Origin of the sequence: Neoroseomonas lacus, assembly GCF_014644535.1 — a bacterium.
Lineage (GTDB): Bacteria > Pseudomonadota > Alphaproteobacteria > Acetobacterales > Acetobacteraceae > Neoroseomonas > Neoroseomonas lacus.
In genome coordinates this window covers 21348-37793 of the sequence record NZ_BMKW01000023.1, presented here as the reverse complement: position 1 = coordinate 37793, position 16446 = coordinate 21348, and the positions used below count along the sequence as shown (strand labels likewise).

Genomic DNA, 16446 nt, shown 5'->3' with positions numbered 1-16446 from the left:
TGAGCCGCTTCACCTGGTCCAGCTTCAGGCCACCGAACTCCGTCCGCCAGCGATAGTAGGTCGGCTCCGTCACGCCGATTGCTTGCACCGCATCCGCCACCGTCTTACCTTGGCCAATCAGCACCTCCGCCTGCCGCAGCTTCGCAACGATCTCCTCAGGCGTGTGCGCCTTCTTCCGCCCCATCCCACAACCTCCCATCGCTGCCGCCGGACAACATTTCCGGCGGACCGATTCTAGGGGGGCAGGTCAGCGTCGCGTGGTTGGCCGCGTTCAGGCCAGCGCGATGCATTCGATCTCCAAATCGAACTCCATCGGCCAGGAGGCCACCGGCACGAACGTGCGGGAGGGCGGGTTGGTCGGGAAGAACCCGGCATACACCGCGTTGATCGCGCCGTAGAACCCGGCATTGGCGGCGTAGATGCGCACCATGACCGCGCGGTCGAGCGACGAGCCGGCGGCGGCCAGGCAATGCGCGACCGCGTTCAGAGAAGCCGTGGTCTGCACGGGGATATCGCCCTTCACCAGCGCCCCTGTCGCCAGATCCAGTGGCGGCGTGCCGGAGACGAAGACCATCCCGTTGGCCCGAGTGACCAGGGAGAGAGGCACGCCCAACCGGCGAACGGCTGCCGAAAGGACGGGGACCTCGATCACTTCCTTCACGGCGACCCTCCGATGCTCGCGCACGCCCACCTTTGAGCCGACGTTGCCCGGATGGGTGGCCAATCCAAAGCGAACCACGCGGTAACGCTGCCCGCAACCCGAGATGCCGAGACCATCGCGCTGCGGAGCTGTCAGCCACGCGGCGAACGTGAAGCGCTCCCCGCGTTTTCCCGTGCTGGCGCCAGGGCAGGAACGGATGGTCCGCGCCGTCGGCTGACCGGGCGCGGGGACTCTCCGTAAAGCGGCGTCCGCAGACGTCCACCTTTTCGGCGGGACGCCCGGCTTCGCCGCCCGCCGCGATCATGGCGAGCCGGGGCTTGGTTCGTGCGGCGAACTTCTCCTCGACGGCCCACCTGCAGATCGACACAGTACCGGTGGAAACGATGCAGCGCGGTCTTCATGGAACAGATCGATACGCTGATCATCGGCGGGGGCCAGGCCGGGCTTGTGATGAGCCACGCGCTGTCGAAGCGTGGCTGCGGCCACTGCATTCTGGAACGGGGAAGGATCGCCGAGAGTTGGCGGTCGGAACGATGGGACGGACTCCACTTCCAGACGCCCAACCTGCTCGTTGCCATGCCCGACTATCCGCTTGTGCATGACAATCCCAACGGCTTCGCCAGCGCCGCGCGGATCGCTGACTTCCTGGCCGGGTACGCAGAGTTCATCTCGGCGCCCGTGCGGGAGGGTGTCGCCGTGACGCGATTGGCGCGGGAGGGCGGCACCGGGCGGTATCTGCTGGAGACGTCCGCGGGGCCGATGACCGCCGGCAATGTCATCGTCGCCACCGGCCCGTTTCATCGCCCCGTGATCCCGGCCATGCTGCCGCGCGACGCCGCGGTGCTGCAGATCCATGCCGCCGAGTACCGCGCGCCGGACAAGCTTCCCGACGGTGCGGTGCTTGTCATCGGCGCCGGTGCGTCCGGGGCGCAGATCGCCGAGGAACTCATGCGCGCGGGCCGCAAGGTGTTCCTGTCGGTCAGCAGGCATCGCCGCGCACCGCGCCGTTATCGCGGGCACGATCACGTCTGGTGGTGGGTGGAGACCGGCATGGTCAACACGCCGCCCGAGCGGCGCAACCCGGATTCCTCCCCCGTCGTGCACACCGGCGCCTATGGCGGGCACACGATCGATTTCCGCGACTACGCCGACCAGGGCATGACCCTTCTCGGACGCGCGGAGGCGGCCACCCGGGAAGCGATGACCTTCGCGGACGACCTTGCCGACAACCTGGCGCATGGCGACGCCGGCTACCTCGCGTTTCTCGATCTCGTGGACGCGCATGTCGCGCGGACAGGGATGCAACTGCCGGAGGATCCGGCCGCACGCGTGATCATGCCGACCCCGCCCGCGATGCACGACCCGATCCGGCGCCTGGATTTCCGCGCCGACGGCATCGGCACCGTCATCTGGGCGACGGGCTACGATCTCGATTTCGGCTGGATCGACATTCCCGCGTTCGATGAGCGCGGTGCGCCGGTGCACGAAAAGGGCGTGACACGGTTCCAGGGCCTCTATTTCCTCGGCCTGCATTTTCTGTCGAAGTTCAGCTCGGCCTTCCTCATCGGCGTCGCCGAGGATGCCGAGCGGCTGGCGGAGAGCGTTTGCGCGATGTCGGGACGGACGACGCCGAACTTGCCTGCCGGAGGCGAGCCCGGTCGGGGTTAGCCGCCCGGCGCGGTCACCTATGCCGGAAGCCGGGTGTCGTCGGGCGCGTCCGTAGCGTGGTTCGAGCCGCGATCGTGGGGCTCGCACCGCTCTGGCGTGATCCGCCTGGGCTGACCAGCCCGGTACTTCGCTCGTCCGGCATCCGGATGCCGTGGCGGACGAGCCCGTTCATCGCTGGGGTCATGGCACCAGCACGATCTTGCCATGCGCGCCGGGCGCCAGGACCGCCACATGCGCCGCGGCCGCGTCGGCGAGCGGCATCTCTCGCCCGATGACGGGCCTCAACGACCCTTCCGCCACGCCGGCCATGATGTCCTGCATCATCGGCTTCACCTGCGCCGGTGTCGCGTTCCAAAGTGCGATCCCGCGTATGTCGAGTTCCTTCATCATCGCCAGGCGCGGATTGACGGTGATCTCCCCGCGGTTGCCGATCACGATGATCCGCCCGTATTTCGCGACGAGATCCATGTCGGCGGCGAGATTGACGTTGGCGAGCATCTCGAGGATCAGCTCCGGCCCGCGGCCGCCGGTGTAGCTCTTCACCTCGTCGAGGTAGCCCTTCTGGCTGTGATCGACCGCCAGGTCCGCGCCTTCCTCGACAATCAGCGCGAGCCCCCTGGCGCTGCCCGCACTGCCGATCACCTTCAGGCCCGCGCGCTTCGCCAGCTGGACAGCCGCCGTGCCGACGGACCCGCTGGCGCCGTGGATGAAGACCGTCTCGCCTGATCGGGCGCCGCCGCGCTCGAAGAGAGCGTAATGGGCTGTGGTGTAGGACACCCCGAAGGCCGCCGCGGCGGCAAAGCTGACGTTGCCAGGCAGAGGCAACACCTCGCTGGCGCGGCGCTTCACCTTCTCGGCGTAGCATCCGGTCAGGTCGAAGCTGAGCGCGGTACCGACGAACACTCGATCCCCGACCGCGAAATCCTCGACGTCCGGTCCGACTGCCGCCACGACCCCGCCGGCGTCCCCGCCGGGCGTGTAGGGAAGCGGCGGAAGAATCGCGTAGGCCCCGCTCCGCATGTAGGTATCGGCGGGATTCACGCCTGCGGCGCGGACATCGATCACGACCTCGCCCGATCCAGGGACCGGGTCGCTCACCTCCTGAAGCCGCATAACCTCTGGTCCACCGAAAGCATCGACGCGGATCGCTTTCATGTCAGTCTCCTGAGTTGGGTAACACACTTGCTTCAAAATGCTGTGGCCCGGGCTCTAATGCTGCGCAACATCTACCAGGATTGTCGCTAGTCGGTCCGAAGCGTCGCCGTTGACTATTTGCTAAGGCGCGTCCAGACCCTCGACCTGTTTTGGTGCGATCGCAGGCCTTCACGACTTGCAATCGCGGAACGCGAGCGTGTCGGGGTCGATCATTTTATCCAACCGATTGCTGTTGCGGCGGAATTCTTGAGCATCATTACGTCGAAGCCCAGCATCATCGCCGCGTAGCCGCGCGCGGCGGCTGCCTGGACCTGCTGCTCCGTCATGGCGACCCTGCTCTTGGCCACCTTGGCCACCTTGGCCACCTTGGCCGCGTCCGTCGCTCGTTCGAACTGTTCCACGGCCGCTAGGAAATCGGGGCTGTCGAACCGGCCGGGGCAACCGAGTTCGACCGCGAGGTCGAACGGCGCAAGGATCAAGGCGCTGATGCCTTCGACCGCAAAGATTTTCTCGATGTTGTCGATCGCCGACCTGGTTTCGATCAGGATATTGCAGACGACCGTGCCGCCGACCTTCGAGAGATAGTCCTCGAACGAAACGCCCCATCTCGAATGCCCGATGAAGGGGCCGAAGCCGCGCCGTCCGCGCGGCGGATAGCATGTCATTGCGACGCAATCCGCTGCCTCCTGCGCTGTATTCACCAGGGGAAACACGATGCCGGCGGCGCCCATGTCGAGCGCCAGCTTCACCATTGCCTCGTCGCGTTTGCCGACCCTTACGAGAGGACGGCACTTCGTGCCTGCCGTCGCGGCAATCATCGCGTGGAGATGCTCCGGTCCGATTGCGCCATGTTCCTGGTCGATAACGACAGCGTCTGCACCCGCCTGTGCCAAGGCTTGCGTCACAACTGCCGAAGGAATTGTGCAAATGAACGACGTGCGGATCTTCGGTGCAGGTTCCGCCATTTCGAGTTGCCTTGCTGGTCCCGCCTGACTGCCGTTAATTCGAAGCGCTCCGGCCCGTGATCAGGCTGCGATCCGCTCGGCCTCCTCCTGGAAGCGCCGATTGATGAGGCTCTCGGGGCGCCCCGCCAACCGCTCGTAAGCCAGGCCCCCTGCAAGCGCCTTGTGGCCGCCGCGCAGCGCGGCGACGGTCAGGGTCCAGTCGACGATGTCGCGCTGCGCAATGCTGCCGCCGATGCGCCAGACCTCGGCGCGTAGGGGGAACAGCCGCGCAACGCAGTCGTCATACGCGCCGCGATGGAAGGCGACGATGCCCTCGATGAGCGGCACCCCGATCTCCCGGTACAGCGACGCGGTCTCCCCGCTGCCGGCGGCGGTCTGGCGCATGGTGGAAAGGCGCGCCTCGGCAAGCGCCTCGTTGCCGGAACGCAGTTCGGTCATCGCGGCGTGCATGTCGGCGAACACGATGCTGCGCCCATCGGCATGCCCTTCCCAGCGCGGCAGCAGGTCGTGCCAGCGGCGGCCGACGTCGCAGCCCAGCGTGTCCAGGCGCCACAGCAGGGCGGCGGGGTCGCTGAGCGAGAAGCCGATCGGGCGGACCGTGCGCATCACCGGGCCGTCGAAGAGGTCCAGCGCCTCGCCGAACTGGCCAAGTTCAACGTGGAACAGGGAGGTATGCCACCAGAGATGGCCCTGCGCGCCGCTTTCGGCCGAGGCCCACAGCGCCGCGTACTCCCTGCTCCAGGCGAGACCGTCGCCGGGGCGGCCGGTCATCTCCATGCAATGCATGATCCCGTGATGGGCGAAATAGAGATGCGGTTCCATGGCAATGGCCGCCCGTGCATCCTCCTCCGCCTCGGCGTAGCTGCCGGCCTCCTCCAGCGCGAAGCCCCGCGCCGCGCGCAGCACCGCGAAGCCCGGCGTGTCCGACGACCAGTACGGCAGGGCGCGCGCCACCCGCTCGCGCATGCGGGGAAAGCGGCCGAGCAGCGCGTCGCCGTAGAAGGCGGCGTAATGCGCGAGCAGGTCGCGCGGATGGTCCAGCAGATGCGCCTCGAGCGCCGTGATGCTGGCCCGCCGTTCACCGTCGAGCAGCAGGTCGAGCGCGCCGAGCAGCGAACGCTCGCGCCCGTTCAGGGACAGCGCCCGTGCCCGCCCGGCGAGGTCGCGCGCCATCGTGGCCAGCCTGGGATCGACCGGGATCGCGAGGATCCACGCCTTGGCAATCAGGGCCATCGGCATGTCGGGCGACAGGGCGCCAGCCGCATCGAGCAGGGCCAGCGCATCGCCATGGCCGATGGTGAAGGCGCGGATGGCCTGGTCGAGGCGTTCGACGGACTCCCTGGTGCCGCCCGAGACCGCATACCCCTGAGCATCCTGCGTCATTCGCGTGCCTCCGCTTGGCAGGTCTGGGATCAGCCTGCGCCACCGTCGATTTGTCTGGCGAGCTTTTTTCCGATCGGAGCGGTTCCCAGCCGCGCGTTCGCGCACTGCACCCACGGCCAACCGATGTGACGCCGGACCGTCATCGACGCGTTCGTGGCTGCCGCGATCTGGGTACGCGCACGCATTCATGGGTTCGGTCCGCGCGCATTCTGTACCTGGTGTCCGCGCCGCACGGTTGCCGCGGCACCGACGTCAGCCCTCGCCGCGACGTCACCCGTTGCGCGCTGCGCCGTCCTGCAGCACCCAGGCTGCGGCCTCGCGGCCGACCAGCGCCTCGAGCCGGTGACCGACCCCTGAAATCTCGTCGGGGGTGAGGAGAGCGGGCCATCCACGCCGCCCGCCGCCGCGGAAGAATGCCTCTGCATCCTTGAAGACAGAGCCGTCAGCGTAGGGCACGGTTTCCCGGACCCGCGGACGCATCGCATCGAGCGTGGCCGCCTCGACGATCGCGCGGTGGCGCTCCGCATCCAGGGCGACGCCGAGAAGGCCCGCGAGCCGACCGACCTGCCCGCCCAGGTCGTTCGACATCTCATCGTAATGGAAGAGGTGCACGTTCGGCTCGTGCCGGCGTTCCCAGGCCGCGCGAAGGGTGTTTGCGTAGTCGGCCAGCCCGAGGATGCTGTGGCCGTTGGGCTCGGCGTCGCTGTCGATCAAGTTGCGGAGGTAGGTCGCCGGATCGGTTTGCGGCCGCGGTGGGAGCGCTTGTGGCGGACGGTCGTTCACCTCGGCGATCAGCTTCACGAGGTGGGCCGGATCCATGTTCTCCCGTTGGTCGCGCGCCGACAGCATGGCGTCGAGCGGGTGCCGGAAGACGGTGATGTAGGTCCACGAGCCATGCGATGGCAGCCCGTCGAGCGGCAAATGGGTCTTGATGAACCGGCGGTGGGTCTGCGCGGCCAAGGTCTCAAAGACCTCGCGCTCACTGGCGAACAGGGCGTCCAGCCAGGGCGAACGGCGGGACAACGGCTGGCCAGCCTCGAAGGTGTCCATCAGGAGCATGCCCACGATGTGTTGCATCCAGGTCGTGCCGCACTTGGGAGGCGTCGCGATGAGCACGTCGTCGGGCCGGGGCTGAAATCGCTCCCATCGCGAGCTGTCGATGAATGGTCCGGTGTAGGTGCGCAATGGAAGCTCTCCTTGTGGCGCGCTGCCGGGTGTCGCAGGCCCGCCGGTGCCAGAAGGCGGCACAAGGCCGCCTTCCGGACGCGATAGCGCTACGACGGCGGCGCGTAGGCTGCCTTGAGCTGCGCCGCCTTGTGGCGAATGGGCTTCACCTCGTCGGGCGTCATCAGCCGCGTGAGGCGATAGTTGTGGATCGCACCACCCGCCAGGGCGACCCCGCCGACAGCCGCTGCCGCCGCGAGGTCCGGCAGGTCGCAGATCACCAGGACGCCCGGGCCTTCTGCCTGCGTGCTGTAGAAGGAGACGAGCTTGCCGCCGGCCGCCTCGAGCAGGCGCTTGATCGCCTCGGCGCGGTTCGCGTCGGGGTTCGCCATCAGCGCGTTGATGGCCTGTGGGGTGTAGTTCGCGGTGATGCTGAACAGCATGGCCGTCTCTCCCTGAGGTTGGTTTTCTTCTTCCCGGCGCTGCCCCGCCCCGCGGTCGTCGCGCGATGACGGCCGCATCCACCCTACAGGCCCATCGGCCATGGGTGGGGCGGATTCGGCCTGGCGCCTGCATTTCGCTTTCCGGCAGCGTGCCCGGAGGTCAGCGCCACATCAGCCCGCCCACGTCCCAGATGCGGTCGTCATGGGACGGGCCAGGCGGCAGCCCGAGGTCGTGGCGCAGGTGGTTCCCGAGGTCGGCCGGCGACGTATCGGCCGGCGTCCGCTGCCGCGTCGTCGCCAGCCGCGCCAGCCAGCCCGCGAGCCGCCCGCGCCAAGTGCCGCGGACCGGTGCCGCCGGAGCCAGGATCGGGGAGAAGTTCGTCGTCGCGCTCATCGTCGTCTCCGTTGTCCGCGACACGGCACCGCGCCGGGCGTGACCGAACCTTCGCCCGCGCCTCGGCCGCGCGTCCTGATCGCCGCCTGACCTTCCGCCGATAACGTGTGTATGATCCGCTGAGGTTCTGAACCGATGGCGGGGCGCATGGCGGAGAAGGGCGAGGGGGAGGTGCTGCGCTTCGCGGGCGTTACGCTCGACCTCGGCCGCGGCAGCCTGCGCAACGCCGCCGGCGCCGAGGTGCCGCTGGCGCCGAAGCCCTTCGACCTGCTGCGCACCCTGGCGCGCGAGGCCGGGCGGACGGTCTCCAAGGACACGCTGCTCGATGCGGTGTGGCCCGGCGTGACCGTCACCGAGGACAGCCTGTTCCAGGCGGTGCGGGATGCACGGCGCGCCATCGGCGACAAGGATGGGCGCGTGCTGCGATCGGTCCCGCGCCGGGGCTACATGCTCGATGCCGTGGTCAACGCCGCCCCGGCCGCGCCGCCCGCGGCCGAGGCGCTGACCCCGCCGGAGGATCGCCCGTCGCTCGTCGTGCTGCCGTTTGCCAACATGTCGGACGACCCCGAGCAGGACTACTTCGCCGACGGCATGGTGGAGGAGATCACCGCGGCGCTCGGGCGCATCCGCTGGTTCTTCGTGATCGCGCGCAACTCCGCCTTCAGCTACAAGGGCCGCGCGATGGATGTGCGCCAGGTGGGGCGCGAGCTCGGCGTGCGCTACGTGCTGGAAGGGAGCGTACGCAAGGCCGCCGGGCATGTGCGCATCGCCTGTCAGCTCGCCGAGGCCGAGACCGGGCGGCAGCTCTGGTCGGAGCGGTTCGACGCAGCGTTCGATGATGTCTTCGAGTTGCAGGACCGCGTGACCGAAGCGGTTGCCGGTGCGCTGGAGCCGAATCTGCAGGCGGCGGAGATCCGCCGCTCCGTCGCCAAGCCGACGGGCAGCCTCGCGGCGTATGACCTCTATCTGCGCGCTCTGCCGCACCACTACGCGATGACGCGGGTGGACAACGACGCCGCACTCGACCTGCTGCGTCGCGCGGTCGAAGCCGATGCGAACTTTGCGCTCGCCAAGGGATTGGCTGCGATGTGCCATGTCGCTCGCTCGTCACGTCAATGGTTGGAGCCGGGCGACGCCGCGCGAGGCCTCAGGCTGGCGCGCGAGGCGCTGGCCGGCGCGGGCGACGATCCCGCGACCCTGCGGCTGGCCGGTCACGCGATCTCCTACTTCGGTCGCGACTACGAGGCCGGGCCCGCCGCGACAGGGCGTGCAGTGGCGATCAACCCCAACTCCGCGCAGGCCGCCACCAGCGCCGGCTGGGTGCGCAATCATGCCTGTGAGCCGGCGGGCGCGATCCCGCTGTTCCGTCGCGCGCTGCGCCTCAGCCCGCGCGACCCCGAAATCGGGATGATGCATGCTGGCGAGGCCCTCGCCCACCTGATGCTGGGCGACCTGCCGGCAGCGGTGCGCTGCGCCGAGGAGGGCGTTCATCAAATCGAAATACCCGGCGTCGCCGCCTGTCTCCGCACGCTGACCGTTGCGCTCTGGCGTCTTGGTCGCGAAGCGGAGGCGCGTGAGGCGGTGCAGGCGCTGCTGCGCATCGCGCCAGGGATACGGGTCGGCCGCATGCCCGACATCTGGCGCGACCGCAGCTTCCGCGACGCCTTCTGGGCGGATCTGCGCGCGGCCGGCCTGCCGGAGTGAGCGCCGCCGGAAGCACCTCCATCAGCCGCGGCAACATCAGCCCCTCAACGCAGCGACGCCGCGAAGCGGTCGAGCATCGTCGCGATGACCGCGGGCTTCAGCGCCGCGAAGCCCAGCAGCAGGTGGCGTTCCCAGCCCGGCAGCGTCTCGGCGCCGGAGATGGTCCTGAACTTCAACGTGTGCACCGCGATACCCACGGCGCGGGCGCGTGCTTCGCATTCTGCGGCATCCGGGAGATGTCGAGGCACACGCCACGCGAGGTGCGTGCCGCACCCCATGCCAAGCAGGTCGGGAGCGCCGAAATGCCGGGCGAGACCCGCCACCACCGCGTCGCGCCGTTCCATGTAGGCCCGACGCAGGGTCCGCAGGTGCTTGTCGTAGCCGCCGCTGTCGATGAAGTCGGTCAACACCGCCTGGTCCAGCCACGGCGCGCCCATGCCCTGGATGGGCCAGGCGTGCTCCAGCAGGGACACGGCCTCGAGCGCCGGCTGCACGAGATCCTGCGGGAGGATCAGGTAGCCGATGCGCAAGCCCGGCCCGATCGTCATCGCGAAGGAGCCCGCATAGATGAAGCGCCCTGTGCGATCCATCGCCTGGAGGGACGGTTGGGGCGAGCCCTCGTACTGGAAGTCGCTGTCGAAATCGACTTCGAACACATGGGCGTCGCTGGCGTCGGCCCAGTCCAGAAGGGCGCGCCGGCGCGGCGCCGGCATCGTGCCGCCCAGCGGGAAGTGCCGCGCCGGCGTGACGATGGCGACGCCTCCGCGGCAGGCCGGCAGGCGGTCGGTCATCAGGCCGTCCGCCTCGGCTGGCACCGGCAGGACCTCGGCGCCGTAGCGCTGGTAGAGCGGCGCGATCATGCTGCATCCCGGTGCTTCCATGACCAGCGGCGTGCCGGGGCGCACGAGAATCTGCCCCACCGCCGTCATCGCCTGCTGGATGCTGGAGACGACCACCACCTGGCCGGGCTCCACGGTTGCCGGCGCGTGTGAGGTTGAAGCGCGCGCTCTGCATCCGCCGGATCATGAGGCGACGCCAGACCGCGCTCGGAAAGAGATCGGGGTCGATGCCCTCCAGCTCGAAATCGCAGGTCAGGGGCGGCGGCACCGAGGCCGGGCGCGGTGTCGCGGCGCGCGGCGCGGTTGTCGTCGCGTGCGTGGTGAACTAGGGCGGCTCGGGCGATGCGGGGCTGACATAGGTGCCAGCTCCTTCGCGCGTCTCCACGAAGCCCTCGGCGGCAAGTCCGGCATAGGCCAGCAGCACCGTGTTGCGAGAGACGCCGAGTTGCTCGCTGAGCGCGCGCGTGCCCGGCAGCCTCGTGCCGGGCTTCAGGCGCCCGGTGGTGATCGATGTGCTGATCTGCCCGACCAGCTGGTTCTGCAGCGAGATCGGCGCCGACGGGTCGACTTCGAAGGAGAGCTGCATGTCGGTCTCCGCCCTGATGGGAAGGCGCTTCCGGTCGGATCCTCTGGACGCCGTGTCGTCATCGCGACGATCGCGTCATCGAGGTCGACGCCGCATGGGAAACGTCGGCGGATGCCCGCCGATCTCGATCGTTGTGAGAAGCTCGAAGCCCAGTCGCTCATAGAACGGGACGTTGTCCGGATGCGATGAATCGAGATGGGCCGCCCTGCCGTCGCGATCGCAGGCCTGGAGCCCGTGGGTCATCAGGGCCATGCCGTGGACCTGGCCCTGCTGGCGCGGATCGATGCCGATCAGCGGCAGGAACCAATGCGGCTCCTGCGGGTGGTGCGACGCCATGGCCGAAAGGACAGCGAACACTTCGGACCTCGCTACAGGTGCGACGCCGCGTTCGATCAGGTGATCGAGCGCCGCATCGTCCGGATGCACATCCGGCGGCAGCCACATCGCGGCTCCGCCGTTCCCTGCGATGACGTGGGCGCCGCCATGGTCGAAGGCCAGGCCGCCATAGAGCCGCACGAAGTCCGGGAAGAAGGTCAGGTACTGGACCGGGTCGGGGAACATGAACCGGCAGGCCGGAACATTCGCGAAGGCTAGGGTCATCACGCCGACGACGCCGGGGTCGTCGGATCTGTCGGCGAGGCGGATTACGGCCATGGGCTGGCCTCCCCTGGAGCGGCCCGGAGGTCCCGGTCGGCCGGGCCCGGGCGCGCCGATCACGCGACCGGGAGCCTATCGGCGATGCCGCGCCGGATGCAACGCCGGCATTGCCCGGCCATGGCGTCAGGCGGCGTGGTGGTGGAAGACCTTCTGCATGATCTTCCAGCGCCCATCGACCTTCAGCAGCGTCAGGAAGTCGGTGTAGCGCTGGCCGGTCCAGTTGTCGGCCTCGACGCGCACCACGGCGACCGTCTCCACCACCTGCAGGACGGTGACGTTCACGACCACGTCCTTCGCCGCGCCGTTCCTGTCGTTCCAGTCGAACAGCCCCTGGATCGGGCCGGCGAAGAGATCCGGCCCGACATAGCCGTAGATCGTCGCATCGGCGTGGAAGGCGGGCTTCATCAGCTCGCCCCTGCCGGTCCTTCCGCCGTCCAGGTAGTGCTGAACGGTATCGTTGATCGCCTGGTATTCCTCGATCTTCACAGCGCTCATCGTGTCCTCCTGTCGCAGCATGCCGGTCCCTACGAGGATCAGCCGGACGTTGTGGACGCGGCCTGGAACGGGCGCGGTCGTCCCTTCGGTCCGGGCTGTCTCGTGGCCGCCCCGGATCAGGGGGGCGGAAGAGGGATGCGTGCTGTGTAGCTGCGGCCCTACGCGGCGCAGAGAACCGGTCTGCGCGGAAGTGATGGTACCGGTTCGTTATCCGATGCACCGGTCGCTGCGATTTCCCGATGTGCCGGTGGTTCAGCAGTCGGCCCGAATGGCGATGCTCCTCGGCGGCAACGCCGGATGCCGGCAGCGCGTAATCGCTCCAGCTGCAGATGCAGGCGATGCGCGGTGCGTTCCGCCGCCTCGTGCCGCACCCGACTGGCGGCGCTGACGTCCGGCCACTTCGCCGGGCGGTAGCCCCGATCCCCGCCCAGCACCGTCCCGCGGGCCCTGGCCGCCGCCAGCGCCGCCCTGGTCCGCTCACTGATCAGCTCCCGCTCCTTCTGCGCCATCGCGACGTAGATCCGCAGCATCAAGTCGTCCGCGCCGGGCATATCCGCCGCTCGGATTGAGACGCCGTCTTCCAGCAGTTGCGACAGGGTGTGGGCGCGGCGGGTGATGCGATCCAGCCGCGCCGCTACCAGCACGGCATCCAGCTGGTGGCATCGGGCCAGCGCTGCCTGAAATCCGGGTCGCCGATCGTCCTTGCCCGAGGCGATGTCGGAATACTCCGCCACCAGCGTCCAGCCCTGCGAAGCGACGAAGGACCGAATGCTGGCCTGCTGGGCCTCGAGGCCCAGCCCGCTCTGGCCCTGCTCGGCGGTCGAGACCCGGGGGAGGCCTACCGCCAGGCGGGGTGCCAGTGTGCCGATGCGCATCAGCCGGCCTCCGCCGGCGCGGCGATGGCGATGCGGTAGATCGAGTAGGAGCCCTTCGCGCCCTGCTTGCTCGGCCCGACCTGCCGCACCCGATCCAACACCTCCACGGTGACGCCCTTCCGCTTGAGGCCGGCGAGGAAGCCGCGGACGGTGTGCTGCTGCCAGCCGGTCGCGTCCATGACCTGGGTGATGGTCGCGCCTTCGTCACGGCGCAGCAGGGCGAGGACGTTCTCCTGCTTGGTGCCACTGCGGGGGTGGCGCGGGGTGGCGGGGTCGCGCGGCGGGCGGGAAGCACGCGTCGGCCGCTGTGTGGCTGCCAGGACCTCGCGGAGCGTTGCCAGGGCATCGTTGAGCCCGTCCCGCTCCGGGACGTCCCAGGCTGCCAGGACGGTCGCTGCGGCCGTGCGCAGGCGGCTACGCGGCTGATTGCCCCGCGCTGACTCACCGGCGGGCGCTGAGCGCCCTCTGTCGCCTCGGCGCTGGTGAGCGGCGGGGCGAGAGCAGACGCCGCCAGTGAGTCTCCCAGGCCCGCCCCAAGGAGCAGGGCCGCGTCGGGCTGCGGATCGGTGTCCCCTGCCGTCGAATGATGCTCCACGTCTGCCGCGTCGGCGCTCAACTCCATTCCTGCGTCGAGGGCGGCCTGGGCCAGTGTCTGCTCCTCTTCGTACTCAGGCGGCGTCAGCCCGCCGAGTTCCGCCTCGGCCACCGCGTTGGCCGGCTCCGGCTCGATACCGATGGCGCGCAGACCCTCATCGGTGATGCGCAGCAGCCGCGTCCGACCCTCGATCTGCCAGGCCTCGTTGACGGCGTAAGCGCCGGCACGCTCGTCGCTGACCAGTCCCTGCTTGATCAGGGCCTTTGCCACGGTCTGTCGCGCGGCCGCCGGCAGGCGCTCGGGCGGGATCGCCAGCCGGTCATCGCGTTGCCTCGCCTGGCTGAGGATCACACGCTGCGTGTCGGAAAGCTTCGTCATCGTCGGGCTCCGGTTCGGCACCCGACCATCCGGGTGCTATCAGCCCGAGCCCCGCCGGTCCGACCGGCGAGGCCGCGCGGTGCTCTCCGCGCACCCAACCATTCGCTCTGAAGCAGCGCGAAGCAAAGCGAAGGTCGCGATCATGGTGCTACTTTCTGAGCCCACCATCCTGCTGACTCAGGCGCAGAACAAAGCGCCGGTCGAGTTCGCCTTCAGCTACGCGATCGACGCCAACCGCAGCCTGACCATCACGCTGCACGAGGTCTATCTGGCGCTCGCCAAGACCCCGATCGAGGAGCCGGCTGGAGTGGAAGCCAGCTTCGTGTTCCGCGAGGCCTTCAATGTGACGGCGGCGCAGATGATGACGGCGGTGCTGCGGAACCAGCAGGCCGGGACGAAGTACGCGTGAAAGCCACACCGAGAGCCTGTGAGCGGGTCTGCATCACTTGCCGCTTCCGATCCCGACGCCCATGCTCACGATCTCCTTGCTGTGGCATCCGCGCCTGGATGCTGATCCAGCCCATCGCTGGCTGCGCGGCTGTGTTCGGGAAACTTGCGGAAGGCCCTGATCGGCATCCCCGCTGCGGAATGCCACCTGTGTTCTTCGCGAGCTTCTCGGCCCTGCTGCAGCGACTTAGGGCCGCAGCGCATCCGTCATGAATCGCACGATCTCGGCGTTGAAGCGCGCATGAAACACTGCACGATTAAAGCCAGGCCTGTTCTCGCAGATGGCTGGCGCGACGCGGGCCAGTCCTTCCGGGCAGGGTGCCATGAAGTCGAAATGCCCGGCACCAGGCACGCTGTGGAACTCCGGCGGCCGAGGCAGCGCAGACCGCACCGGCTCCACATAGTACGGCTTGGGTAGGACGGCGTCCTGCTCCGCCTGCCAAAGCTGCACAGGCATGGTCAGTTCGGCCAGTAAGCCGGGGCCGAAGGTGTAGCCGAGCGCCGGCGCAGCCAGGACCAACGCACGGAACGCGCGCGGTGTGCGCGTCAAGACGGGCGGCGCGGCGGAGGGCGTCGCGCCGGCGAGCAACCGGCACTCGAAGAAAGTAGGATGATCCGCGCAATGCGCGGCGACCCGGCTGCGATCTGGTGTCCCGCCCGCCGCCACCAGCACGGTGAAGCTACCAGCAGAATAACCGAAGGCGCCGATCCGGTTGGGATCGACTGCACCAGGATTCCAGTGGTCAACGACATGCTCAATCACCGCCGCGAATTGGCGAGTGCGGGCGCCAAGATCTGCGGCGCCGGAGCGGTCGCGCGTGTTGTCGCCCGTGTGGGTCGGCACAGCGACAACAAAGCCTGCCTTAGCAAGGGTGAGGGCCATGTCGACATGGCAGGTGAACGAGCTGCCGCTGCCGTGTGAGATAATGATGAGTGGCAGGTTGCGGCCCCGCAACGGGGCATCCCGCGCCAGGTCCTGGCTGAAGAAGTCGAGCCGTGTGGCGCGGGGCGTCGCGCCCTCCGCCGGATACCACACGGCGGCCTCAACCGGCGGCGCCGTGCCGTTCGGCACCACGATGACAACGAACCCCACTATCCCATTCTCGGCCCGGGCCGGAAGGCAGGCCGCGAGAAAGAAAAGCACGACTGCCTGGAACAAGCGCATTGATTGATCCTTCGGGACGAGGCACCGCCCGATTGTATGTAGCGTGGCCGGCCTGCGCGCTGCGTTACGTTTGGAACATCCCGGCTTCCACCAAGCCCGAGAATCGGGCTGGCGCGCTCGCGCCCCACCTCGACAAGGCGTCGCGCCGCCTCCGTTGCCACCTCCTCCAGCGGATGTCGCCGCCCGCTCGCCTCATGCCGGTTCACGACGATCTGCACCAATGCCAGGCGCCGTCGTCTCTCTCACGATCCGAAACTTATCCCAGTCCGGCCACGGTCCCCGGCGCTCAGCACGCGCGCCGGAAGCCTCTGTGGTTACGGCGCGCACCCATGGTCTAAGCGCCCAAGCTGGATGGCGGATATGCAGTCTTGCAGTTCTTCGACCGGCGACGCTTCCGGCCCCAGACCAAGGCGCGCATTGCCGTGATCTACTTCATTGAGGGCTTCTACAACCCAACCCGGCGTCACTCGGCCCTGGGCTACCTCTCGCCCATAGAATATGAAGCGAGGAAGATGCTCATGAGGGACTGATCGCTACCCGCAGACCGTCCATGGAAACGGGGCAACTTTAGTCAGGCCGCCAATCTCATCGTCTCGCCCGGCCCGTAAGCCTCATTGGGCGTCTGCCCGCTGAGCACTGAATGGGGGCCTACTGGCGCTGTAGTAGCCGATCCACGCCGTAAGCCCCGCCCGTAGCTCCGCGCCGGTCTCGAAGGCGGGCAGGTAGACGCATTCGTATTTCAGACTGCGCCAAAGCCGCTCGATGAACGCATTGTCCATCCACCGCCCGTGGCCGTCACCGGAAGGACAGGGACCATGAATGACGCCGGGCGGTTCTCCGCCATGAGCTCGGCGTGTTTCTCCGTTCTCTGG

19 protein-coding genes and 1 pseudogene are annotated in these 16446 nt (G+C 68.5%); 4 read left to right on the top strand and 16 right to left on the bottom strand.

The annotated features are described in order from the left end of the window. The coding region (locus IEY36_RS28645) for a transposase (protein WP_188973443.1) at positions 1-184 on the bottom strand (184 nt) is incomplete at its 3' end. Between the two features lie 87 nt (positions 185-271). After that, entirely contained in the window at positions 272-661 is a 390-nt protein-coding gene (locus tag IEY36_RS28640; protein ID WP_229681664.1) for a RidA family protein, read from the bottom strand. Positions 662-1060: 399 nt separating this feature from the next. Here IEY36_RS28640 and IEY36_RS28635 point away from each other — a divergent pair, with 399 nt between their 5' ends. Further along, positions 1061-2329 carry a flavin-containing monooxygenase gene (locus tag IEY36_RS28635; RefSeq protein WP_188973441.1) on the top strand — a complete coding sequence of 423 codons (1269 nt, stop codon included), beginning with the start codon at positions 1061-1063 and terminating at the stop codon, positions 2327-2329. 180 nt (positions 2330-2509) lie between these two features. Here the strand turns inward: IEY36_RS28635 and IEY36_RS28630 are convergent, their stop codons facing one another. The 6 genes from IEY36_RS28630 to IEY36_RS28605 all read right to left on the bottom strand — a co-directional run bounded on the left by IEY36_RS28630 (position 2510) and on the right by IEY36_RS28605 (position 7833). Further along, positions 2510-3484 carry an NADPH:quinone reductase gene (locus IEY36_RS28630; protein ID WP_188973439.1) on the bottom strand — a complete coding sequence of 325 codons (975 nt, stop codon included), beginning with the start codon at positions 3482-3484 and terminating at the stop codon, positions 2510-2512. 209 nt (positions 3485-3693) lie between these two features. Continuing rightward, positions 3694-4449 carry an HpcH/HpaI aldolase family protein gene (locus IEY36_RS28625; RefSeq protein ID WP_188973437.1) on the bottom strand — a complete coding sequence of 252 codons (756 nt, stop codon included), beginning with the start codon at positions 4447-4449 and terminating at the stop codon, positions 3694-3696. A gap of 60 nt (positions 4450-4509) precedes the next feature. After that, positions 4510-5832: a tetratricopeptide repeat protein gene (locus IEY36_RS28620; protein ID WP_188973435.1), complete on the bottom strand. Its 1323-nt coding sequence runs from the start codon at positions 5830-5832 to the stop codon at positions 4510-4512. Positions 5833-6102: 270 nt separating this feature from the next. Further along, positions 6103-7017: a sulfotransferase domain-containing protein gene (locus tag IEY36_RS28615; protein WP_188973434.1), complete on the bottom strand. Its 915-nt coding sequence runs from the start codon at positions 7015-7017 to the stop codon at positions 6103-6105. Between the two features lie 89 nt (positions 7018-7106). Next, a complete protein-coding gene (locus tag IEY36_RS28610; RefSeq protein ID WP_188973432.1) occupies positions 7107-7439 on the bottom strand; it encodes a GYD domain-containing protein in 333 nt (110 codons plus the stop codon). Positions 7440-7599: 160 nt separating this feature from the next. Continuing rightward, positions 7600-7833 carry a hypothetical protein gene (locus IEY36_RS28605; RefSeq protein WP_188973430.1) on the bottom strand — a complete coding sequence of 78 codons (234 nt, stop codon included), beginning with the start codon at positions 7831-7833 and terminating at the stop codon, positions 7600-7602. 135 nt (positions 7834-7968) lie between these two features. On the opposite strand from IEY36_RS28605, the gene IEY36_RS28600 reads away from it, so the two are divergent. After that, positions 7969-9537 (top strand): winged helix-turn-helix domain-containing protein, encoded by a 1569-nt coding sequence (locus IEY36_RS28600; protein ID WP_188973428.1) that lies wholly within the window; start codon positions 7969-7971, stop codon positions 9535-9537. 44 nt (positions 9538-9581) lie between these two features. On the opposite strand, the gene IEY36_RS28595 is transcribed toward IEY36_RS28600, so the two are convergent. From IEY36_RS28595 to IEY36_RS30910, 6 genes are all read right to left on the bottom strand, one after another. Next, positions 9582-10511, bottom strand: a complete 930-nt coding sequence (locus IEY36_RS28595) for an aminotransferase-like domain-containing protein (protein ID WP_188973426.1) — start codon at positions 10509-10511, stop codon at positions 9582-9584. 190 nt (positions 10512-10701) lie between these two features. Then, positions 10702-10962, bottom strand: a complete 261-nt coding sequence (locus IEY36_RS28590) for a GntR family transcriptional regulator (RefSeq protein WP_188973424.1) — start codon at positions 10960-10962, stop codon at positions 10702-10704. 75 nt (positions 10963-11037) lie between these two features. After that, a complete protein-coding gene (locus IEY36_RS28585) occupies positions 11038-11679 on the bottom strand; it encodes a GNAT family N-acetyltransferase (RefSeq protein ID WP_229681663.1) in 642 nt (213 codons plus the stop codon). Between the two features lie 63 nt (positions 11680-11742). Next, complete coding sequence (locus tag IEY36_RS28580) at positions 11743-12114, bottom strand: nuclear transport factor 2 family protein (protein WP_188973422.1); 372 nt, start codon at positions 12112-12114, stop codon at positions 11743-11745. 158 nt (positions 12115-12272) lie between these two features. Next, a complete protein-coding gene (locus IEY36_RS31220) occupies positions 12273-12989 on the bottom strand; it encodes a recombinase family protein (protein WP_188973420.1) in 717 nt (238 codons plus the stop codon). Further along, the gene (locus IEY36_RS30910; RefSeq protein WP_268238223.1) at positions 12989-13309 is read right to left on the bottom strand and encodes a DUF3489 domain-containing protein; all 321 of its coding nucleotides are present in this window, start codon (positions 13307-13309) and stop codon (positions 12989-12991) included. Before IEY36_RS30910 ends, IEY36_RS31220 begins: the two co-directional genes overlap by 1 nt. Positions 13310-13942: 633 nt before the next feature. Between IEY36_RS30910 and IEY36_RS30905 the strand changes: the two genes are divergently transcribed. Continuing rightward, positions 13943-14371 (top strand): hypothetical protein, encoded by a 429-nt coding sequence (locus IEY36_RS30905; protein ID WP_229681662.1) that lies wholly within the window; start codon positions 13943-13945, stop codon positions 14369-14371. Positions 14372-14596: 225 nt separating this feature from the next. On the opposite strand, the gene IEY36_RS28560 is transcribed toward IEY36_RS30905, so the two are convergent. Further along, positions 14597-15574 (bottom strand): alpha/beta hydrolase family protein, encoded by a 978-nt coding sequence (locus tag IEY36_RS28560; protein ID WP_188973418.1) that lies wholly within the window; start codon positions 15572-15574, stop codon positions 14597-14599. 368 nt (positions 15575-15942) lie between these two features. Here IEY36_RS28560 and IEY36_RS28555 point away from each other — a divergent pair, with 368 nt between their 5' ends. Further along, positions 15943-16104 carry a hypothetical protein gene (locus IEY36_RS28555; protein WP_188973451.1) on the top strand — a complete coding sequence of 54 codons (162 nt, stop codon included), beginning with the start codon at positions 15943-15945 and terminating at the stop codon, positions 16102-16104. A gap of 41 nt (positions 16105-16145) precedes the next feature. Here IEY36_RS28555 and IEY36_RS28550 read toward each other — a convergent pair. Then, a pseudogene (locus tag IEY36_RS28550) lies at positions 16146-16377 on the bottom strand (integrase core domain-containing protein); the annotation flags it as partial. Between the last annotated feature and the right edge of the window lie 69 nt (positions 16378-16446).